This is a genomic window from Acidobacteriota bacterium (assembly GCA_009838525.1).
In the GTDB taxonomy this organism is placed as follows: Bacteria; Acidobacteriota; Vicinamibacteria; order Vicinamibacterales; family UBA8438; genus VXRJ01.
Map to the genome: position 1 here is coordinate 295,304 of VXRJ01000018.1, position 21,215 is coordinate 316,518.

General features: G+C 67.6%; 19 protein-coding genes and 1 tRNA gene. 12 read left to right on the plus strand and 8 right to left on the minus strand.

Going from position 1 to position 21,215, the window contains the following annotated elements:
* The first annotated feature begins 38 nt into the window (after positions 1–38).
* From ilvC to F4Y45_07255, 7 genes are all read left to right on the plus strand, one after another.
* Entirely contained in the window at positions 39–1,052 is a 1,014-nt protein-coding gene (gene ilvC, locus F4Y45_07225) for a ketol-acid reductoisomerase (GenBank protein MXY24298.1), read from the plus strand.
* A 40-nt stretch (positions 1,053–1,092) separates the two neighbouring features.
* Complete coding sequence (locus tag F4Y45_07230) at positions 1,093–1,848, plus strand: DUF1499 domain-containing protein (protein ID MXY24299.1); 756 nt, start codon at positions 1,093–1,095, stop codon at positions 1,846–1,848.
* A 29-nt stretch (positions 1,849–1,877) separates the two neighbouring features.
* Positions 1,878–1,954, plus strand: a tRNA-Pro gene (locus F4Y45_07235).
* 57 nt (positions 1,955–2,011) lie between these two features.
* Positions 2,012–2,863, plus strand: coding sequence for a peptidyl-prolyl cis-trans isomerase (locus F4Y45_07240; GenBank protein MXY24300.1), 852 nt, complete (start codon positions 2,012–2,014; stop codon positions 2,861–2,863).
* A 3-nt stretch (positions 2,864–2,866) separates the two neighbouring features.
* Positions 2,867–3,910: a HupE/UreJ family protein gene (locus F4Y45_07245; protein ID MXY24301.1), complete on the plus strand. Its 1,044-nt coding sequence runs from the start codon at positions 2,867–2,869 to the stop codon at positions 3,908–3,910.
* Between the two features lie 132 nt (positions 3,911–4,042).
* The gene (locus F4Y45_07250; protein ID MXY24302.1) at positions 4,043–5,881 is read left to right on the plus strand and encodes a DUF3604 domain-containing protein; all 1,839 of its coding nucleotides are present in this window, start codon (positions 4,043–4,045) and stop codon (positions 5,879–5,881) included.
* Positions 5,882–5,931: 50 nt separating this feature from the next.
* A complete protein-coding gene (locus tag F4Y45_07255) occupies positions 5,932–7,230 on the plus strand; it encodes a hypothetical protein (GenBank protein MXY24303.1) in 1,299 nt (432 codons plus the stop codon).
* A gap of 56 nt (positions 7,231–7,286) precedes the next feature.
* On the opposite strand, the gene F4Y45_07260 is transcribed toward F4Y45_07255, so the two are convergent.
* Complete coding sequence (locus F4Y45_07260; protein ID MXY24304.1) at positions 7,287–7,778, minus strand: ABC transporter ATPase; 492 nt, start codon at positions 7,776–7,778, stop codon at positions 7,287–7,289.
* A 44-nt stretch (positions 7,779–7,822) separates the two neighbouring features.
* Between F4Y45_07260 and F4Y45_07265 the strand changes: the two genes are divergently transcribed.
* Together F4Y45_07265 and F4Y45_07270 are read left to right on the plus strand one after the other, a co-directional pair.
* Positions 7,823–8,515: a phospholipase gene (locus tag F4Y45_07265; GenBank protein ID MXY24305.1), complete on the plus strand. Its 693-nt coding sequence runs from the start codon at positions 7,823–7,825 to the stop codon at positions 8,513–8,515.
* Positions 8,461–9,216 carry a dienelactone hydrolase gene (locus tag F4Y45_07270; protein ID MXY24306.1) on the plus strand — a complete coding sequence of 252 codons (756 nt, stop codon included), beginning with the start codon at positions 8,461–8,463 and terminating at the stop codon, positions 9,214–9,216. The genes F4Y45_07265 and F4Y45_07270 overlap by 55 nt, the downstream gene beginning before the upstream one ends.
* A gap of 50 nt (positions 9,217–9,266) precedes the next feature.
* Here F4Y45_07270 and F4Y45_07275 read toward each other — a convergent pair whose 3' ends face one another.
* Together F4Y45_07275 and F4Y45_07280 are read right to left on the minus strand one after the other, a co-directional pair.
* The gene (locus F4Y45_07275; GenBank protein ID MXY24307.1) at positions 9,267–11,711 is read right to left on the minus strand and encodes a hypothetical protein; all 2,445 of its coding nucleotides are present in this window, start codon (positions 11,709–11,711) and stop codon (positions 9,267–9,269) included.
* Between the two features lie 109 nt (positions 11,712–11,820).
* The gene (locus F4Y45_07280; GenBank protein MXY24308.1) at positions 11,821–12,201 is read right to left on the minus strand and encodes a VOC family protein; all 381 of its coding nucleotides are present in this window, start codon (positions 12,199–12,201) and stop codon (positions 11,821–11,823) included.
* A 69-nt stretch (positions 12,202–12,270) separates the two neighbouring features.
* On the opposite strand from F4Y45_07280, the gene F4Y45_07285 reads away from it, so the two are divergent.
* Entirely contained in the window at positions 12,271–12,771 is a 501-nt protein-coding gene (locus F4Y45_07285) for a hypothetical protein (GenBank protein ID MXY24309.1), read from the plus strand.
* A gap of 14 nt (positions 12,772–12,785) precedes the next feature.
* Positions 12,786–13,529, plus strand: a complete 744-nt coding sequence (locus tag F4Y45_07290; GenBank protein ID MXY24310.1) for a flavodoxin family protein — start codon at positions 12,786–12,788, stop codon at positions 13,527–13,529.
* Between the two features lie 9 nt (positions 13,530–13,538).
* Here the strand turns inward: F4Y45_07290 and F4Y45_07295 are convergent, their stop codons facing one another.
* Both F4Y45_07295 and F4Y45_07300 read right to left on the minus strand, forming a co-directional pair.
* Positions 13,539–15,431, minus strand: a complete 1,893-nt coding sequence (locus F4Y45_07295) for a tetratricopeptide repeat protein (protein MXY24311.1) — start codon at positions 15,429–15,431, stop codon at positions 13,539–13,541.
* Between the two features lie 35 nt (positions 15,432–15,466).
* A complete protein-coding gene (locus F4Y45_07300) occupies positions 15,467–16,759 on the minus strand; it encodes an aminotransferase (GenBank protein MXY24312.1) in 1,293 nt (430 codons plus the stop codon).
* A gap of 59 nt (positions 16,760–16,818) precedes the next feature.
* Here F4Y45_07300 and bioB point away from each other — a divergent pair, with 59 nt between their 5' ends.
* Positions 16,819–17,778 carry a biotin synthase BioB gene (gene bioB, locus F4Y45_07305; protein ID MXY24313.1) on the plus strand — a complete coding sequence of 320 codons (960 nt, stop codon included), beginning with the start codon at positions 16,819–16,821 and terminating at the stop codon, positions 17,776–17,778.
* Here bioB and bioD read toward each other — a convergent pair.
* The 3 genes from bioD to F4Y45_07320 form a co-directional block, all read right to left on the minus strand.
* Complete coding sequence (gene bioD, locus F4Y45_07310; protein MXY24314.1) at positions 17,775–18,482, minus strand: dethiobiotin synthase; 708 nt, start codon at positions 18,480–18,482, stop codon at positions 17,775–17,777. The two genes, bioB and bioD, sit on opposite strands and share 4 nt — an antisense overlap.
* Positions 18,479–19,678 carry an 8-amino-7-oxononanoate synthase gene (bioF, locus tag F4Y45_07315; GenBank protein MXY24315.1) on the minus strand — a complete coding sequence of 400 codons (1,200 nt, stop codon included), beginning with the start codon at positions 19,676–19,678 and terminating at the stop codon, positions 18,479–18,481. Before bioF ends, bioD begins: the two co-directional genes overlap by 4 nt.
* 104 nt (positions 19,679–19,782) lie before the next feature.
* Entirely contained in the window at positions 19,783–21,120 is a 1,338-nt protein-coding gene (locus tag F4Y45_07320; protein MXY24316.1) for an aspartate aminotransferase family protein, read from the minus strand.
* Between the last annotated feature and the right edge of the window lie 95 nt (positions 21,121–21,215).

Here is a 21,215-nt window from a genome sequence, read left to right on the forward strand (position 1 = left end):
CGTCACCGCACCACCCACCGTGAGAGGACACTGACGACATGGCAACGATCTATTACGACGACTCCGCCGATCTGGGGCTGATCCAGGGGAGGAAAGTAGCGGTCTTCGGCTACGGATCACAGGGACATGCCCACGCCCTCAACCTGAAGGAAAGCGGCGTCGATGTCCGCGTCGCGCTCCATGAGGGCAGCCGATCGAAGGCAAGGGCGGCAGCGGAGGGGTTGACCGTCGTGGCAGGCGGCGAGGCGGCGGCGTGGGCCGACGTCATCATGTTGCTGACGCCCGACACCGCGCAGGCGGGAATCTACGCCGAGCAGGTGGCGCCGCATCTCGACGCGGGCAAGATGCTGATGTTCGCGCACGGCTTCAACATCCGCTTCAAGACGATTCAGCCGCCGCCCGACGTGGACGTCACGCTGATCGCTCCCAAGGCGCCCGGCCACCGCGTGCGCGAGGTCTTCCTGGAAGGGGGCGGGACCCCGGCCCTGATTGCGGTGGAGCAGGACGCAACCGGTAGCGCGAAGGCCCTTGCGCTTTCCTACGCGAAGGCGCTCGGCCTGACGCGCGCAGGCGTTATCGAAACCACCTTCGCGGAGGAAACCGAGACGGACCTGTTCGGCGAGCAGGCCGTACTCTGCGGCGGGGTCAGCGCGCTTGTGAAGGCGGGATTCGAGACGCTGGTCAAGGCCGGCTACCAGCCGGAAGTGGCCTACTTCGAGTGCATGCACGAACTGAAGCTGATCGTCGATCTCTTCTACCGGGGCGGCCTCAACTACATGCGCTACTCGGTGAGCGACACGGCGGAGCATGGCGATTACACTGGCGGGCCGCGCGTCGTGACGGACGAGACCCGCCAGGCGATGCAGCAGATCCTCAAGGACATTCGGGAGGGCACCTATGCCAATAACTGGATTGCCGAGGACAAGGCGGGACGCCCTTGGTTCATGGCGCAGCGCAAGCAGGAGCAGGCGCACCAGATCGAACAGGTGGGCGCCGAACTCCGTTCGATGATGCCGTTCCTCGATGCGGTAACGCTGAAGGAGGACGTGTAGCCTTACAAGAGAAGTTGATCGCAAGTTCCGGAGGGGCCCCATGCTCAGTCGTGACCCAGCCAAGCCTCGCTTCTGGTCGCCCGTCGTCTGTGCCGGAACCGGCGCCGTCGCTCTCGGCGCGGCGCTTCTGTTCGCCGCCGCCCTTGGCTACCGCACCGGCCTGCTCGACCTGGGGACGAGCTTTACCGTGCTGCGTTGGGGTGCGCGTATCTCGGCTGGTGCAGCCGGACTGGCGTTGATCGCGGCGATCTGGGCCGCGTTCCGGCGCCTGCATTGGCAGAACGTGGCGGCCGGCGCGGTAGCTGCGGCTGTGGGAGCTGGCGGCTACATGGTTCCTGCCCAGCAGCAGGCAATTGCCCAGTCGGTCCCACCGATCCACGACATCACGACCGACACTGACGATCCTCCGCTCTTCGTCGCCATTGTTCCTCTCCGGGCCAATGCGCCGAACCCTCCGGAGTACGATCCGGCGGTCGCCGAGCAGCAGCGAGAGGGCTATCCGGATCTCCGTTCGGTAACGCTCGGCCTGCCTCCCGCCGAGGCTTTCGCGCAGGCGCTGGTGGCAGCCGAGGCAATGGGATGGGAACTCGTGGCCGACGACGCGGCAACGGGTCGCATAGAGGCGACCGACACGACGTTCTGGTACGGCTTCAAGGATGACGTCGTCATCCGCGTCCGCCCCGATGGTGCTGGCAGCCGCATCGATGTTCGTTCCAAGTCGAGAGTGGGTCGCAGCGACGTGGGCGCCAATGCCCGGCGCATCCGCGAGTACACGTCACGCCTTCCCGGCGGCTGATCGTCGTGTGGTACGCTGATTGCGATTGACGGGGCGTGGCGCAGCCTGGTAGCGCGCCTGCTTTGGGAGCAGGAGGTCCCGAGTTCGAACCTCGGCGCCCCGACCAGGTATTCCGCGGCAACTGCATGGCTTTCGGTCCGAGGCGGACCGTCGGCGCGCGCGCATGAGAGTCATTCGAGGCACGTCGCCGCTCCTCGTTTTCCTTTTTCTCGGTACCGCCGTTTTTCTGTTCGGGCGATGGCAGGACCAGGCGGAGGCCGAGGGCCGCGTCGTCTCGGTGAGCGAAGACCAGATCGCGGCGATACGGCAACGCTGGGTGGCGCAATGGGGTCGCGAACCGACACCCCGGGAGCTGCGGGGGCTTATCGACGATGCGGTCAGGGAAGAGATCCTGTACCGCGAAGCTCGGCGCCTGGCGCTGGACCGGAACGACCCGATCGTGCGCCGGCGGCTTGCCCAGAAGTTGACGTTCATGCTGGAGGACAATGCCGACGTGCCCGCGCCGGCCGCCGAAGACGTGGAGACACACTTTGCCGTGCACGCCGACCGCTACCGCGTTCCACGCCGGACGACGTTCCGGCACGTGTTCCTGGGCGACGACGGCCGAACGGATCCCGCCGCCGATGCGGTCGACCTTCTTGACGAAGCCCGCCGCGGCCGCGACGGGGCCTGGAGAGACCTCGGCGACCCGTTCATCCTGCTGCGCGAGTACGCGGACCGGAGTGATCAGGAGATCGCCGAGCTGTTCGGCGGGAGATTCGCTGCCGCGCTGTCCGACGTCGCCGTTGGACGGTGGCACGGTCCTGTCCGGTCCGCACACGGCACCCATCTGGTCCTCGTGATGGGCCGGACCGAGCCGCGAACACCCGACTTCGATGACGTGCGGCTCCGGGTGGCCGACGATCTGCTCGCTATCAGGCGCCGCGCGCAGAACCAGGCTGCTATCCAGGCGGTACGCGAACGGTATGAGGTGCGGCTGCCGGTAGCGGGGGATTCCGACCCGGGGGGCGGATAACGGATGGCAGTCTGTCTTCGGTGGTGCCGCTCGAAACGGTGGGCGCTGGTGTTTCTGGGTGCGCTGGCGCTCCCGTTCGCCGTGGAGGCCCACGAGGTGCGGCCCGCCTACCTCGAACTCACGGAAGTCTCCGCCGGGCGCTTCGACGTGCTCTGGAAGCAGCCGATACTGCCGGGGAGCGAGCCCGGCATCGTCCGCCGCCTGCCGCTGGAGCCACGCTTTCCGGACCGGTGCTTCGAGAGCGCGCGAACGCTCCCCGACTTGACCGATTCGGCGTTGATCGAACGGTGGACCATCGATTGCGGCGAGCGGGAGCCGTCCGAGGCCGATCTGGACGTGGAGATCGCGGGCCTGCCGCGGACACTGACCGACGTCCTGCTCCGGGTCCGTTTTCACGACGGGCCGTCGGTCGATCATCTGCTCCGGCCGGAGGCGCCTCGGGCGGCGCTGTCGAGCGATGCAGCGGTGGGAGTGGCGGTCCCGACCTATCTGCAGCTCGGCGTCGAGCATCTTCTCTTCGGATTCGATCACATCCTGTTTGTCGTGGGTCTGATGTTTTTTGTTCGCCGGCCGCTGCAGCTCGTGCAGGTCGTCACCGCGTTCACCGCCGCCCACAGCATCACGCTCGCGCTCTCGTCGCTCGGCGTGGTGACCCTGTCCCAGCGCCCGGTCGAGGCGGTGATCGCACTCAGCATTCTGTTCCTGGCCGTCGAGTTGATCCGCGGCGCCGGGCGCGAGCGGTCGCCGATGGTCCGTTCCCCCTGGGTGATCGCCTTTGGATTCGGCCTGCTGCACGGTTTTGGGTTCGCCGGCGCCCTCGCCGAGATCGGGTTGCCCGAACAGGCCCGGGCGCTCGCCCTGTTGCTGTTCAATGTTGGAGTGGAGATTGGCCAGCTCATGGTCGTCGGCATCCTCCTGGGGCTGCTCTATTGCATCCGGACCACGCGCGTGCGGGTCCCGGGCGCAGTTACCCAGATGCCGGTCTACGTCATGGGAACCGTGTCTGCCTACTGGTTCGTCGAGCGGGTGGTCTCGCTGCTGCCGTGAGTGCCGCAAGTGGTCCCGCACGGTGAACGCTCAGGAGATGTCATGCCGGATAGCAACCCCGCACGCCGGAGTTTCCCCATCCATCGTCCCGGAGTCGCCGTCGCCCTGGCCGTCACCGCCTTGTTCGGCGCTATGGCAGCTGGCTGCGGCGGCGACGATGGGTCCGCCACCGGCGTGACCGAACCCGCCGCGCCGGGTTCCGAGCCCGCGACGCCCGGTGCGGGTCCAAATCCGCTGCGTAACGCCTACTTCGGCGACCTGCACACGCACACCAGGTTGTCCTACGACGCCTTCCTCAACGGCACCCGCGCCGGGCCGGACGACGCCTATCGGTACGCCCAGGGCGAGCCCCTGACGCACCCGGCCGGCTTCGACGTTCAGCTCGACGCGCCGCTCGACTTCTTTGCGGTCACCGATCACGCGAGCTTCCTCGGCATGCTGCCCGCCATGCTGGATCCCGAACAGGAGGTCTCCCGCCACCCCGACGCGGCGGTGGCCCGGCAAATCGCATCCGGGGAGCTCTCCGGGGCGGACCGGGCTCGGGCCTACGCGGGCATTCGTGCGCACACCCTCGGGGACCGCGACGACCTGATCGACATGGATGTCGTCCGCTCTGCCTGGCAGGAGACGATCGCGGCGGCCGAGCGTCACTACCAGCCGGGCAGCTTCACGACCTTCATCGGCTACGAGTTCACCGGCAGCCCGGAGAACCAGAATCTGCACCGCAACGTCATCTTCCGCGGGAGCGCGGCGCCGGACGTGCCGTTCAGCCGCCTCGATTCGTTCAATCCTGAAGAACTGTGGGCATGGATGGACCGCAACCGGGAGGCGGGCATGGAGGCGCTCGCCATCCCGCACAACTCCAACGGCTCGAACGGACTGATGTTCCGCCTCGCCACATACGCCGGCGAGCCGCTCGACGCCGCCTACGCCGATACCCGCATGCGCAACGAGCCGGTGGTGGAGATCACGCAGACCAAGGGCACGTCAGACACGCACCCGGCCCTCTCGCCCAACGACGAATGGGCGGACTTCGAGATCTGGTCCTACCGGATCGGCGGCGGTACGACCCCGAGCCAGCCGTCCGGCAGCTACGTGCGGGAGGCCTACCTGAACGGCCTGCTCCTGGAGGAAGAACAGGGCATCAACCCGTTCCGCTTCGGTCTCGTCGGAGCCACCGACAACCATGCCGCGGCAAGCGCGCTCAACGAGTCCGACTTCTTCACGGCGGGCGGCCTCCCGCAACGCGGTATCGCCATACCGCTCGATCAGCCGCGTCCGGACGGCAGCCGGTACAGCGCCTCGGCGCTCGGTCCGATCCGGGGTGCGTCGGGCCTGACCGGTGCGTGGGCGGAAGAAAACACACGCGACGCGATATTCGATGCGTTCCGCCGCAAGGAGACGTTCGCCACGACCGGGCCCCGTATGCGACTCCGTTTCTTCGGCGGCTACGACTATGCGGACGACCTGCTGGACGACCGCGATATGGTGGCCCGAGCATACGACGGCGGCGTTCCGATGGGTGGCGACCTCGTCGCGCCCGGTTCACGCGTTCCCCGGTTTCTCGTCTGGGCGAGCCAGGATCCGGCCGGCACGCCGCTGGCGCGCGTGCAGATCATCAAGGGCTGGGTCGATGGCGGTGAAGCGCACGAGAGAGTCTACGATGTTGCCTGCTCGGATGGCCTGTCCGTGGATCCGGCGACCCAGCGCTGCCCGGACAACGGCGCCACCGTGAACCTCGACGACTGCGGTGTCAGCTCGGACGCCGGCGACGCGGAGTTGCGGACCTTGTGGTCGGATCCGGACTTCGATCCCGAGCGGCGCGCCTTCTACTACGTGCGCGTGCTCGAGAACCCGTCCTGCCGCTGGTCCACTTGGGAAGCGGTTCGCGCCGGCGTTGAACCGAGGCCTGATTTGCCGGCCACCATCCAGGAGCGCGCCTGGTCGTCGCCAATCTGGATTACCCCCTGACCGTCACGACGCAGCGCATCGGGGCCTGGCGGCGGCGGGAGGCGGCGCACGTGGGCCCTGCCCAACACGCGGCGGGCATGGTCATTGCCGGGATGCTGGCGCTCGCGATCGCGGGAGCCGTGTGGCCCGCGGTTCCGACGCTGTCGGCCGCCGTTCTGGCCTGGATTGCGCTGGCGCTACTCTGGCCGAACATCGGTAGGCGGCAGCAATTCCAGGCGCTGATGTTCATCGCGGCGGGTCTGGCCGCCTTCGCCTGGGGCGCAAGCCAGGGCGCGCCGCTGCGATTCGACAGTCTCCTGGGCCAGAACCAGCCGATCCTGTCGATGCTGGCCGCCGTTACCCTGCTGCGCCTCCTGAACCGGCCTCCGCGCGTGGACGAACCTGAACTGCCACGAGGCAGGGGCGCCTACCTTCAGAGCATGCTGGGCGTGCACGCTTTCGGGTCGATCATCAACATCTCCGCCGTCATCATCATGGCCGACCGGCTGGCACGCGTGCTGCCGCTCGGATTCAACCAGGCGCAGCTCTTCAGCAGGGCGTTCACCGCCGTCGCCTTCTACTCGCCGTTCATCGGCGGCGTCGCCCTGGCCCTTTCGTACACGCCCGGGTCGAGCCCGGTGGTAATGATGCTGTTCGGACTCCCCCTGGCCGCCGCGTCCTTCGTGCTGCTGTACTGGTACGCGTCAAGTGGCCGGGCCGAGGAGGTCCGGACCTTCCGCGGCTACCCACTGCATCCCCAGGATCTGAAGGTGCCGTTAACCCTCGGCGCCGCGGTGCTCATTGCTGCCACCGTGTTGCCGGGTTACTCGGTGCTCGCGCTCATCACCATGGTCACTCCGGCGGTGGTCGTGGCCGTGCTGATCAAGCGCAAAGGCTTGCGCGGCCTGCGCCCGGCCCTGGCGGAATACGTGAGGGAGCGAGCCCCGCAGATGGGCAGCGAGCTGGCGCTGTTCCTTGGCGCCGGGGTGCTGGCGGCGGGCGTCGTTGCCGCGGCGGCGGGTTCGGGCGACTGGACGCTGCTACCGCGCCTGGACGCCTTCCACGCCGCTCTTCTCGTTTTCGTCTTCATCGTCGCCTCACTGGTGTGCGTTCACCCCGCCGTGTTGATGGGTATCACGGTGGCGTTGGCAGAGACCGTGGAACTCGACCCGACGCTGCTGGCGACGACGTTTGCGATGGGCTGGGGTCTCGGCTGCGCCGTCAATCCCCTGTCCGGAGTGAACGTGGTGCTCGCCACCCGGTACGGCGCCGACAACTGGCGAATCGCGCGGAGCAACATCGTCTATAGCGCAACCTTGTATCCGGTGGCGGCAGCATTGCTCTATTTGTACGAGTTCATCCGACTGTAGGACGGCGCCGGGCGCCTCGCCGCTCTCGTTGCTACACGGGGTTTCACGACGGGCTGCTAGAAGAAGGCTTGCGCGTGCCACGAGTCAGCCGCCGGGACTTCCCACCGTCCCGCTCGCACTTCGCCGAGACTCGTCAGCGTATTGTTGAACACGGTGGTATCGGGCCCAACCTTGCCTGCGTCCGCAAGGCGGGCGAAGGCGTCGCGCGGCACGCGGGCGATCGCTTCGCCCTGACGGAACAGCACCGGCGCATGGTTGACCAGCTCCACGTCGATCTCCTCTTGAAGCTCCTGCATCCGTCGGACGAGGGCGTCGATGGAACAGCCCGACGGACCAGCGGCCCGCTGATCCACCGCGATGAAGAGGAACTGGCCGTACACGAGATCACGGCCTGCCGTCAGGGGAACTGCATGCGCCCCCCACTGATTGATAAAGGCATCCACCTCGGCGAGCAGGCGGGCCTGTTCCGGCTCGGTCAGCTTCCGCGCCGCCGAGAAAATCCACACGCGGGCATCACCGGGCAACTCGTCGAACTCGATCCGCGGCATCCAGGTCCTCCTCCGTTCTTCACTCGTCAATAGAATACAGGCCCGTGGCCACCAGCCTTCCTCCCGATGTGGCGCCGCCGTCCGCCGTGACGGTCCACAGGATTACGGCGACGACGCACGGCCGGTTTCTCGTGGCGCCGGCCGAGAGCCCGGGCCCGGCCCCGATCCTTGTCGGTTTCCATGGTTACGGCGAGCACGCCGAACGTCACCTCAAGCAACTCGACCGCATTCCCGGCAGCGGAGGCTGGATCCGGGTCGCCGTGCAGGCGCTTCACCGGCACTACAGCAAGAGCCGCCGGCACGTCGTCGGGAGCTGGATGACACGTCAGGACCGGGCATACGCCATCGCCGACAACATCGCCTACGTTAATGGCGTCGTGCGGGCCGTTCGCAGGGATTACGCAACCGCTCCTCCACTGGTCTACTGCGGCTTCTCCCAAGGTGTCGCCATGGCGTACCGGGCCGCCCTGCGCGCCGGGCATCCGTGCCGCGGCGTGATCGCAGTGGCCGGCGACGTGCCGCCCGAGTTGCAGACCGATCCGGACGCTGACTGGCCGCCGGTCTTGATCGGACGGGGCCGTCTGGACACCTGGTACACCCAGGAGAAGCTGGACGCCGATCTGAGCTTCCTGCGCCGCACCAGGGCGCAGGCGGAGTCGCTCGTTCTCGATAGCGGCCACGAATGGACCGACGAATTCCGCGCGGCGGCTGGTCGTTTTCTGGCGGAGCTTCTGTGATGGCGACACCCTTCAGTATTCCTCTCGATGGATCCGAGCCGGTCAGCGCGCTGGACTACGCGCCCGAGCCGGAAGCTGCTGCCGCCCTCGGCGCGACCCTCATCCTGGCGCACGGGGCCGGGGCGCCGCAGACCCATCCGTTCATGACCGCCTTCGGCCGCGGCCTGTCAAGTCGCGGCCTTCGCGTCGTCACCTTCAACTTTCCCTATATGGAGCGGAGGCGGCGCTATCCGGACCCCGGCAGGCGGCTCGAAGCGTGCTACCGGGCCGTAATCGCGGACGTGCGCAAGCGGCAGGCGAACGCCCGGTCCCGCCTCCTCGTCGGGGGCAAGTCAATGGGCGGGCGCATCGCGACACAGGTCGTCGCTCAAGATACGGGCGTCGAAGCCTCACTTGGTGTCGATGGCCTGGTGCTGCTGGGCTATCCGCTGCATCCGCCCGGCCGCCCGGACAAGTTGCGCGACGCGCATCTGCCGTCCATTGCCGCACCCATGTTGTTCGTGCAGGGCAGCCGCGACACGTTCGGCACGCCCGATGAACTTCGTCCCGTGCTCGCCGGCTGCGCCTTGGCCGAGTTGTTCGTCGTCGAAGGCGGGGAGCACTCGTTCAAGGTGCGCGGGAAGAACGCCCCAAGCGAAGCGGAGATTCATTCGACCGTGCAGGACGCCGTCATCGAGTGGTGCGGGCGGCGGCTGCGGTAACTGCCTCGGCTTCCGCAATTCCGGCGACAGAAGCCGGCACGCGGAAGGGGCTAACGTGCGAGGCTTGTGGCCCTAGGAAACAACGGCTCGTCCGGGGGCGGAAGCCGCGACGGGTCAATCTGCATGACCGCGTGCCGTCCCACCCCCGCGGGTCGAATGCGGAAGGTCGCGGTGGGGGTGCGGATCGTGCCCGCGACCACGTTCCGGTTGACCACCAGCGTCATCGTTCCCGACTCAACGCCCGCCAGGCGACCGGAAAGTGCATAGCCACCGGAGAACGTCGTCGTCCGCCGTTCGACGATGCCGGTCAAGGTGGCGTCGTCGAAGAGGTTCAGAGTGAGGGCCGGGGGCCCGGACGGCCACATCGCCGCGGGCGTGCCCGTGAGGCGGCCGGTGTCGATGGCGACGTCGCGCCGCCGCAATGTTGCCGGGTCGTGGCGCGTGGCGGCCCGCGCGCGGCCGGGCTCCGGCGTGAACAGGCCGTTGTTCCCCGCATCGGCGGTGCTGAAGGCTATAGTCGGGGTGACGGTGATCGGCGGTATCACCGTGACGGTGAAGAGCAGACTCGCGCGCGTATTCGATCCGTCGATGTCGGTCGCCGACACCTCTATCGTTGCCAGGCCCGTGCCGACCGGGGAGAGTCTGAGCTCCGCGCCCACCACCCGTGCCGTGACGACGGAGGGCGCCGACGAGGTGGCCCCGTAGGTCAGCGCGTCTCCGTCGGGGTCGTTGAAGAGACCAGCCAACGGGATCGCAGCCACGTCGTCGCTCGCCTGCACCGTCAGGTCCGGCAGCGTGCCGGTCGTCACCGGCGACTGGTTGGTGTAGCGATCCCGATAGGTTGCCACCGAATGCCGCATGAGGTTGAGGACGTCAACCGCGTTGGCGGGTCCGTCCACGTCGGTCGATGGGAAGCTGCCCGCCACGCCCAGCGGATCGTCGTTCCACGCCTGTTCCGGGTTGGAGAAGCGCGGTATTCCCTGGCACCTCACTCCTGCCCGGGAGCACCGCGCATGGTAGGCCATGATGGTGATCCAGCGCTGCGAGTCGGACGCGTCGGGCTCAAGCCCCGGAGGATTCACATAACCGTATCCGTGTCGAAACGGCCAGTCGATGCATGGGTTGCCGGGGCCGCAGAGGGAATACCGGTCATGCCGCAGACCCATGTTGTGGCCGAGCTCGTGGGCGAAGGCCAGGTCGTCGCAGTTCGAACCGGTAAGCCCGACCGCGCCGGCCGGCCATGCCTTGCCGCACGCGGTGTAGTCGTTGCCACCCACGAGGGGCAGGAAATGCACGAGGTCGGCCCCGACCTCGTCCCGGATCGCATGCACTTCGTCCAGGTAGCCGTCCGCCGGGTCCGCCAAACGCCTGAGGTCAACGTTCTGGTTCACTTCGGCGTATTCGATCTCTCTCGTGGCTACCAGTGCGATACGCTGTTTCACGCCACTGTCCGCGTAGGCCTGATTCGCCGCGGCGACCATCAGGTCGATCACTGCCTCGATCTCGGGGATTCCGCCCGCGTCCCGGCGTGCCGCCGGCGTATAGAAGACCGCCACGTCGATCAAGGACATCGCCGGCTCGGGGTCTCCGCAGGTCAGCCCGGACGAACGGAGGTTCGGGATCGCTCTCAGCCATGTCCGAAACTCCGCGCTTCCGGGAACACACACCCTCGTTCCCGCCAGATCCAGTGCGCGCAACGCCTGCTGGTGCAACTGCGGCGGAAGGGGGCCGGTCAGTCGTTCATTGAATGCGAGGTTCATCTCGTCGAGTCCGGATTCGCCCAGTCCGGAGGGAATCGAGCCGCTCAGCCGGTTGCCCTCGAGGTTCAGTCTGCTGAGCCGGTTCAAGGCACCCAGTGCCACCGGTAGCGGCCCCGTCAGGCCGTTCTGATAGAGCGACAACCACGTGAGGCTGGCCAGATCGCCAATCCACGTCGGTACTTGTCCCGTCAGTCGGTTGTTCCCGAGGCGCAGGTGCGCGAGCAAGACCAGGGTGCTCAAGTCAGGTATGTGCCCCGTCAGGTCGTTGCTCCAGAGACCCAACTGCGTCAGACGGGTCAGGTTGCCGAGAGTGGCCGGTATGTGCCCCGTCAGCTCGTTGCCTCCCAGATCCAGCTCCCGGAGGTTGTCCAGATCGCCGATCTGCGCCGGAATGGAGCCCTTCAGGTCGTTAATGAACAAGTGGAGTACTTCGAGGCGGTCCAGATCGCCGATTGCCCCCGGTATCTGTCCGTCCAGGCCGTTGAAGTCCAGATCCAGCACGGTGACCCGGCCGTTCGTGTCCGTGGCGACTCCGTGCCAGTCTGCTAGCGGCTCGTCACTCAACCAGTTCGTGCTGTTCGTCCAGTTGGGGCCGTTGGTTGCGTTGTAGAGCCTCACGAGCGTCGCGCGGTCGGACTGCACGCTTCCCTGCGCAAGGGCGTCGTCCCCCGGAGAGCACACCGCGACGGCCATGAAAGCGATCGAAAACGCGCTACGGTCGAACCACTGCTGCATGCGTACTTGCCTGGGTCGGCCTGATGGAGGCCGAACCCATGCACGCTAGCACTGCGTTCCCGTGACTGTCAGGCGCGCTACCGCAAATCCCCTTTGGGCTACCGCGAGCTCACGCGCTGCCGTACGGCTTCGTAAGCACCTCCAGAAGGTGGCCGTCGGGATCCTCGAAGTAGACGCCGCGTCCGCCGTCGTTGCGGTTGAAGCCAGGCCGCCTCCTGCCCGGATCGGCCCAGTGGTCGAGGCCGCGCTCGCGGATGCGTCTGTAGATCCGGTCGAAGTCCGCTTCGTCGATCAGAAACGCGTAGTGCTGGGGCTGGAACTCCCGGCCACCGGCGTCGGCAAAGTCGAGCGACACGCCGTTGTCCAGATCGACCACGAAAAAGTGCCCGAAGGCCCTCGGTTCCGGAAGGCCGAGGATCTGCGTGAGAAAGTGCGCCGACGCCTGCCTGGATCGGCTGTAGATGATGGTGTGGTTGAAACAGGTCGGCATGCCGTCGTCAGTCGCATCATAGCGCCGCGCGGCGCCGGGATTCGGGTCGGCTCGATATAATCCGCGCGGATGTTGGCTTTGCAGCGGTTCTTCGTGCCTGCGGCGCTCTTCGTGCTGGCTGCCGGGTGCGGTTCGGGCGGAGGTCGAGCGGCGGGGGACGGGACGTTTGCAGACGGACCTGAAACCGTGCAACTGGAGGTGACGCATCGGTCCGAGTGGCGGCAGCTCTGGATAGAGGGAGCGACGGATCTGCCGGATGGGGCCTACGTCAATTATCGGATTGCGCACGAGGCGGCGGAGACGGTGCCAGTCGAGGAGTGGCCAGCCGAGAACCTGATGGATACGGGTCGCGCCGCCGTGCAGGACAACCAGTTCTGGACCCGCATCAACACGTTCCGCTGGCCGCGGGGCGAGGTGCGCGTGATCGTTCAGTTCCCGCTGCCGCCGCAGCCGGAAGAGGTAGTGGCGCGCTACGGCGAGTTCGGTGAGCGTCTCGGCGGTGACAACGTCACGGAGCGCGCCGGGATGCGCGCGGTGGAAGTCGAGCACGTGTTCGAGCACCGGCCATGAACGTTGGGGATTCCATGCTGAACGAACGCCAGGAACGGCTGTGCTCCGAGAGCCGATGGGATTTCTCGGACCTGCGGGCGGTCTTTCTCAACTGCACGCTGAAACCGAGCCCGGAGCTGTCGCACACGGAAGGGCTGATACGGATCTCGCGCGCCATCATGGAGAAGAACGGTGTGGCGGCGGAGTTGATCCGCCCGGTCGACTACACGCTCGCGCCTGGTGTCTACCCAGATATGCGGGAACATGGGGCGGAGCGGGACGATTGGCCCGCGCTGCTGGAGCGGGTGATGGCGGCGGACATCCTCGTGATCGGCACCAGCATCTGGCTGGGTGAAAAGACATCGGTCGCCACCCGCGTGATCGAGCGGCTCTACGCGGCGTCGGGGCAGCTCAACGATGACGGCCAATACGCCTACTACGGCCGGGTCGGGGGTTGCCTCGTCACCGGAAACGAGGACGGCGCCAAGCACTGCGCAATGAACCTCCTCTACTCGCTGCAGCACCTCGGCTACGTGATTCCGCCCCAGGCGGACGCCGGGTGGCTGGGCGAGGCGGGGCCCGGACCGTCGTACCTCGACGAAGGGTCGGGCGGTCCCGAGAACGATTTCACGAACCGCAATACGACCTTCATGACGTGGAACCTGCTCCACACGGCGCGGATGATCAAGGATGCCGGCGGCATCCCGGCCCACGGCAATCAGCGGTCGGCGTGGGACGCCGGCTGCCGGTTCGACCACCCGAACCCGCTCTACCGCTGAGGGCGGCGCCTACTGCTCGTCCGGCAGCGGTGACCGGAATGGACGGAATGCCAGGTACAGCCGGATGCGGCCTTCGATGTTGTTCGCGAGGGGCTCGTACGCCGGATTGGCCCGCGCCAGATCCACGGCGCGGCGCGCGGTAGCCACCGCATCGTCGAACCGCCCGGTCGTGGCATAGGCGGCGGCGAGCGTATCTAGCACTTCGGGGTTGTCATTGCCGACCAGAGCGACGGCGCGCTGCGCCAGCGAGAGCGCCTGATCGGCGCCCCGGAGGGACTCGTAGGGCGAAGTGGCCCGGATCCACGCCAGACCCACCAGGGCGATCGGCAGGTCTGGGGCAACCTCAAGCGCCCGCTCATAGTGCGTAGCTGCTTCCGTCTGTTCGCCGCCGGCTGCCAGAGCCCGCGCAAGACTGCTGTGAACCGCCGGATCGTTGGGTGCGGTGACCAGGGCTTCCCGGAAGTGCGGAATCGCCTCCTCCCGGTTGCCCAGGGTGAGTTGCGCGCTCGCCAGATTGAAGTGCGCGCTCGCGTCGCGCGGATTGAACTGCAGCGCCAGTTGGTAGTAGACGACCGCGTCGGTAAGTGCGCCGGATGCCGCGAGCAGCGCTCCGAGGTTGTTGTGGGCGTCGGCGTACTCCGGACGCAGCTCTACCGCCTTGCGGAAGGCGTCGATGGCCTCGGCATGGTTGCCTTCGGCGATCAACAGCGACCCGAGATTGAAGTGCGTCTCGGCGTAGTCGGGTTCCAGCGCGATGGCCTCCTCCAGATGCGGGCGCGCCAGCTCGGCCTGGCCCATGTCGATATAGCGTGCGGCCAGCCTGCTGTGGCTCCGGTAGTCGTCAGGGGCAAAGCGGAGCCGTGCCTGCAGACTAAGCAGGGCGTTGCGCGCACGCTTCAGGCCGATATTCCGGACCAACGTCGCCGTGTCGATAGGCAGTATCGGCAACACCTGCAGCACCAGCTCTCCCTGCTCGGGCGCTGCCTCGCCGTCGGGAGCGGTGGCGACGAATCCGGCGCGTTCCGGCGGATCCGACGGGTTCCGGGGGTTGCCAGTCGAATTGTCGAACGTGAAACGCGCGACCAGCGTAGTCTCGGCCGGCAGATGGATCGCTTGGTCGTACCGATGGCCGACCAGTTCGTCCGGCTGCCAGTCATCCAACTGAAGCAACTCGCTTACCGTCCCGTCCGGGAGGGTGGCCTGCAGATGGATCTGCCGGCCGAGCGGCCCCATCTGCGGATAAGCCCCGACCAGATCGACGGCGACTGGCAGGCGGTAGCGATCCTCCACGATGTGCTCGGCCGTCCCGGCCGGGATGTCGAGCGCCGGTGCTTCCATCGGTAGCGTGACGGCGGCAAGCGCCGGCCCGCCGTCGACGAAATACAGGCCTATCGACGCCTGCACGTCGACGGGCGCGCCGCTGGCCTGCATCTCGAGTTGCAGCAGTACGTCGGCGCCGGGGAGAAGCGGCCACGCCAGTCCCCCGACCGGGGGAAGGATGCCGCCCGCCGCGGACCAGGTGAGTACGTGGCCCGCGGGGAGCACGCCATGGTCCGTGATGGCGCCCGCGTAGCCCGACTCGGCGTCCTGCTCGTCCCGCCTCTGGCCGACGCCGGTCACATCGAGCAGTATCCGCGCCCGCAGCACAGCGTCGCGGGCGCTCGCGGCGGGCCGCAGGTCGAACCCGCGGACCCATCGTTCTTCGGTCAGATCAACCGGCAGGACGAAGTTCCGCGTGCTTACGCCGTTGCCTGAGGCGAGCGTGTAGACCGCGGGCAACTCGAGCACCATGTCGGGTTCGCCCTGCGGCCAGTTGCCGTCGTCCGCCTGGCCAGCCGCGATGCCTGGAAGCATCGCAGCCGCGACGACAATCAGGCTCCCGAAGAGCCGCGTGATAACCATCTGTAACATGCTACTCCGGCAAGGCCCGCTTGTTGTCAAGCGCGCGCTGCCCCCACCTCGAGTCGTTGCCGCGCAGCGATCAGCGCCACTGCGGTGACGAAGATCGGCATCGCCTGATCCAGTTCTTCCATCGAAGGGTAGGTCGGCGCGAGGCGGATGTTGGTGTCATTCGGATCACGTCCGTACGGAAACGTCGCCCCCGCAGGGGTCAGCTTCACGCCCGCCTGCCCTGCCAGGTCCACGACGGCCGAAGCCGTGCCGGGCGGCCCCTCGAAAGAGAGGAAGTATCCGCCACGAGGCCGGCTCCACGACCCGACACCGTCCGCCCGCAGGCCGTCGCCAAGATGCTGCAGCACCCGCTCGAACTTCGGCCGGACGATCGTCGCGTGCCGGCGCATCAGGCCGCGGATGCCGTCGAGGTTCCCGAGATAACGCACATGCCGCAGCTGGTTCACCTTGTCGGGGCCGATCGTCTGGGTGCCCAGCGCCTTCGTGAACGGGGCGCGATTGGCGGGCGACATCGCGATGAACGAAACGCCGGCGCCGGCCCGGGTGATCTTCGACGTCGACGTGAACATCACGACGTTGTCTTCGGTCCCGGCGTCCCGAGCCCGCTCCATCAGGTTCGCCAGCACGGGCGGGTTGTCGTCAAGGTCGTGCACGGCGTAGGCGTTGTCCCACAGGATCCGGAAGTGGGGGCCGGCGCGGCGCGCAAGCTGCGCGAATCGATCGAGCACCGCGTCTGAATAGGTACAGCCGGTCGGATTGGAGTACTTCGGGACGCACCAGATGCCCTTGATGCCTGCGTCTTCCGCGACGAGGCCTTCCACCATGTCCATGTCCGGGCCGTCGTCCCTGATCGGTACCGACACCAGCTCGAAACCCAGGCTCTGGGTGATCGTGAAGTGGCGGTCGTAGCCCGGAACGACGCAGAGAAAGCGCAGTGGACGGCCTTCCTCTCGCCAGGCGCTGCCTGGACCGAGGGGTCCGTTCAGCCAGGCGTTCAGCACGTACTGGTACATGAAGGTCAGGCTGGAGTTGCCGCCCGCGATGACGAGATCCGGGCTGACGCCCAACATCTCCGCGCCCAGCCGCCGCGCCTCGGGAATGCCGGTCAATCCGCCGTAATTCCGGACGTCAGTGCCATCCTCGAGACGGTAGTCACCGCCGAGGGTGAGATCGATGGGGTCGGAGAGCGCCACCTGCTGCGGGCTCGGCTTGCCGCGCGTCAAATCGAGATTCAGGCCCGCGCCGGCCAGTTCGCTGAACCGGGCGGCGAGCTCCCGTTCACGGGCGGCCAGAGCCTCGGTGGTCAGTCCGTCGAACATGATGTGCCTCATTATAGAGATTGAGGGACGGCCCTCTATAATTCAGCGGGTTCCTGGCAATGGCGAATGATCGCGTCGCGCGCGGCGATGTAGAGGCGATTTACGGCCGCGGTCTCCTCGACCTGGTTTACGAGGCGGCGACCGTCCACCGGCAGCACCATGATCCGGAAGCAGTGCAGTGCGCGTCGCTGTTGAGCGTCGAGACGGGCGGCTGTCCGGAGGATTGCGCCTACTGCCCCCAGTCGGTCCACTACGACACCGGCGTTGAGCCATCCGGCCTGATGGAGGTCGGCGAAGTGGCCGAAGCGGCGGCGCGGGCGCGCGCCGGGGGCGCCGACCGGTTCTGCATCGGCGCAGCCTGGCGTGAGGCATCCGACGGACCGGCTTTCGATCGCGTGCTCGGGATGATCGGCGCCGTGAAAGCCGAAGGACTCGAGACCTGCGCCACGCTGGGCATGCTCGACCGCGGCCAGGCGGAACGGTTGCGCGACGCGGGTCTCGACTACTACAACCACAATCTCGACAGCGGGCGTGGCTTCTATGGCTCGATTATCACGACGCGTACCTACGACGACCGTCTCGCGACGCTGCGCGCAGTGCGCGACGCCGGCATGAAGGTCTGCTGCGGCGGCATTCTGGGGATGGGCGAGACGCACGCGGACCGGATCGACCTGCTGTGGGAGCTTGCGCGGCAGGAGCCGTATCCCGAGAGCGTGCCGATCAACACCCTGGTAACGGTCGACGGGACGCCGCTCGCGGAACAGCCGCCGGTACCCTGGGACGAGGTGGTGCGGATGATCGCGACGGCGCGGATCCTGATGCCGGACACGAAGGTACGGTTGAGCGCCGGCCGGATGGAGATGGGCGACGTGACCCAGGCGCTGTGCTTCCTGGCGGGCGCGAACTCCCTCTTTCTGGGCGATCGCCTGCTCACCACGCCGAACCCGGAACCAGATGCCGATGCGGAGTTGCTTCAGCGCCTCGGCCTGCACGGCGAAGCGCCCGTCAGCGTGCGCTAGCTACCGGATTCCTGTCCCGTTCGCGCGCACGCCAGGAGGCGATTCAGGTCGAGGGCGTCCTCCATCACGGCGCCGGGGGCACCGGCTGGTGTCCAGGAAACCGCACCGAGACAGGGGACGTCGGTGCAGCGTGCGAGCAGGTCGGCATTGGTAACGGTCGCCGCGTCGCCGTCGGGCGTGGGCCGGTTCAGGATGTAGCCAGCTACGTGCAGGCCACGGCTCGCGGCTGCCTCGAGGGTGAGGAGCGTGTGGTTTATGGCGCCGAGCTTCGAGTTGACGACGACGAGCAGCGGCAGGTCGAGATCGCACGCCAGATCCGCCATCGTGTAGGGGCCGTCAATCGGGACGAGGAGCCCGCCCGCTCCTTCGACCAGTGTGATGTCGTGCGCCCGGTCGATCTCCCGAAAGACCGAGAGGATCCCGGCGGGGTCAATCCGCTTGCCCTCCAGGCGTGCCGCCACGTCGGGCGCGAGCGGCGCCGCGAGTTGCCAGGGGCAGATCGTGTCGAGCTCGAGCGTGCTCCCGGCGGCGGCTCGCAGTGCGGCGGCGTCGCGTGGACGCCGCGCCCCGGCAGGACCGCAACCGGTCTCGACCGGTTTCATGACCCCGACCCGCAGACCACGAGCGCGGAGAGCGGCGGCGATGGCGCATGCGACGAACGTCTTGCCGACACCGGTGTCCGTCCCGGTGATGAAACAGCTCATCCAAGCAGGCCGGTCGCCTGTCCCGCGGCAGCGAACGCCGCCGCTGCTTCCTCGACGTCCGCGTCCGTGTGCGTCGCCATGAGGGTGACGCGCAATCGGGCCGTTCCCTCCTGCACGGTGGGCGGACGAATGGCGGGGACGAGCACGCCTCGTTCGAGCACCGCATCGGCCAGCCGGACTGCGTCCTTCGCTTCGCCCACCAGAACCGGCAGAATCGGCGACGTGCCGGCAGCGAGACGAAAGCCGACGCGCTGCAGTGACTCTCGGAGCTTCGCCGCGTTGGACCAGAGGCGCGCACGCCGCTCCGGTTCGGTGGTCAGGACGCGGATCGCCGTGCGGGACGCCGCCACGACCGCTGGCGGGGTCGCGGTCGTGTAGACGAAAGTCCGCGCGGCATTCAATAACCAGTCCACGAGTTCCCGCGATCCGGCGACGAAGCCGCCGAGCGATCCGAGCGCCTTGCTCAGGGTACCGACTTGCACGTCGATGGCGTCCGTCAGGCCGAGCTGTTCCACCAGACCGCCGCCGGTCGGACCGAAGACGCCGGTCGCGTGTGCCTCGTCGACCACCGTCCAGGCATCGTGACGTCGCGCCGTCGCCACGATTTCGGCGAGCGGTGCGAGATCGCCATCCATCGCGAAGACCGACTCGGTGACGATGAACCGGTGGCGGAAGTGTTCGGAGTTGCGCAACAGTTCCTCGAGGTGGCCAACATCGGCATGCCGGTAGACCCGGACTGCCGCCCGCGACAACCGGCAACCATCGATCAGGCTGGCATGGTTGAGTGCATCGCTCAGGATGAGGTCTCCATCGGCCGCGAGCGCCGGGAGGAGACCGGCATTGACGTGGTACCCGGAGGAAAAGACGAGTGCGGCCTCGGTTCCCTTCAGACGTGCGAGATCGTCTTCCAGGGCGGCGTGCAACGTCGAGGTGCCCGCGACGAGCCGTGCGGATCCTGCTCCCGCGCCGTGCGCTTGCGCCGCCTCTGCCGCCGCCCGCGTTACCGCCGGGTGCAATGCCAGGCCGAGATAGTCGTTCGAGCAGCACTGCAGCAGGCGCCGTCCCTCGAGCTGGACATGGGTCCCGACTGTCTCCGCGAGCGGGCGGACTTGCCGGCGGATTGCGCGCGCCTCCCGCTCGGCCAATCGCCCAGCGAGCGCCTCGGCAAGTGAGCGACGGGCGGCGGCGGTCGTCATCAATCGCATCGTACTATGGCGCTTCCAACGCGCCCGTGCGCAGCCGTGCGCGGCCCGGCAGAGCGCGTGGCCGCGGGCGGGCTCAGTAGCGGCGGATCGCAGGGCTACCCGACGGCGGTACGGACCGATGCGGAGAGGATCTCGACCATCCGCGCGAGCTGATCGTCCGGGGTGACGATCGGTGGAGCCAGCAGGTAGGTGTCTCCCTTGACCCGACTCACCAGGCCGCGTACCGCCGTCTCCCGAAGCAGAGCGGGGCCGACGCCGTGGTCGGGCGCGAACGGCCGCTTCGTGGCACGGTCCTCCACCAGCTCGACGGCGCACATCAGGCCCTTGCCGCGGATGTTGCCGACATGCGGATGATCGCCCAGCGCGTCCGTCAGACCGCCTAACAGGGCGGTCCCCTTGACTGCCGCCTGCTCGGGGAGGCCCTCGTCTTCAATGATCCGGAGCGTGCGGAGTGCGACGGCGCAGCCGACCGGATGGGCGCTGTACGTATAGGCGTGCATCCAGGGCTCGCCTGCCGTCTCGATGGTCTCGGCGATCGCGTCACTGATGCCGATGCCGCCGAAAGGGAAGTAACCGGAGGTGATCGCCTTGGCGAACTGAACGATGTCCGGCTCGATTCCCCAGTGGTCCAGCGCGAAAAGGCGGCCCGTGCGTCCGAAGCCGGTGATCACCTCGTCGGCGGCGAGGAGTACATCGTACTGGTCGCAGATCTCGCGGATTCGGGGGAAGTAGTCGTCCGGCGGAACGATGACGCCGCCCGCTCCCTGCACCGGCTCGGCGATGAAGGCCGCGACCGTGTCGGCGCCCTCGCGCTGGATGACCTGTTCGAGCTCGTTGGCGGCGGCGATCCCGACGCTCGTGCCCTCCGGCGCAGTGTAGCGATACGGGTCGGGAGCGGGAATGTGGACGAAGCCCGGAACGCGCGGTTCGAACAGCGGCCAGTAGCGGCTGATGCCAGTGGCGCTCATCGCCGCCAGGGTGACCCCGTGGTACGCGTCGACACGCGATATCACCTTCGTCTTCGACGGGTGGCCCCGGAGCTTCCAGAAGGCGCGGGCCGTCTTGATCGTGCTGTCGGTCGCTTCGCCGCCGCCGCTCGTAAAGAAGAAGTGGTTTATGGAGGGGTAGCAGATGCCGGCCAGTTGCTCGGCCAGTTCGATCGCGCGCGGATTGGAGCTGCCGGCGTAACCGGAGACGTAGGCGAGGTCGGCCGCCTGCTTCCGCATCGCCTCGGCAAGCTCCACCCGGCCATGACCGGCGGTGACGTTCCAGAGGCCGGCGAGGCCGTCGAGATACGCTCGTCCGTCCGCGTCGGTCAGAACCGCACCCTCACCCTTCACCCAGACCCTTCCGTCCCGGTGAGAGGCCGGGTCGTGCAGCGGATGGATGAGGTGCGCCTGGTCGCGTGGCAGGAGGCTGGCAGTCGTAAACATGATGCCTGGCTGGCGCCCGGGATGGCCCCCGCGGGCCAGATCGACGGGATGCCGCTCCTATCGGCAGGATAGCACGCCGCGTGCTACGCTTACGG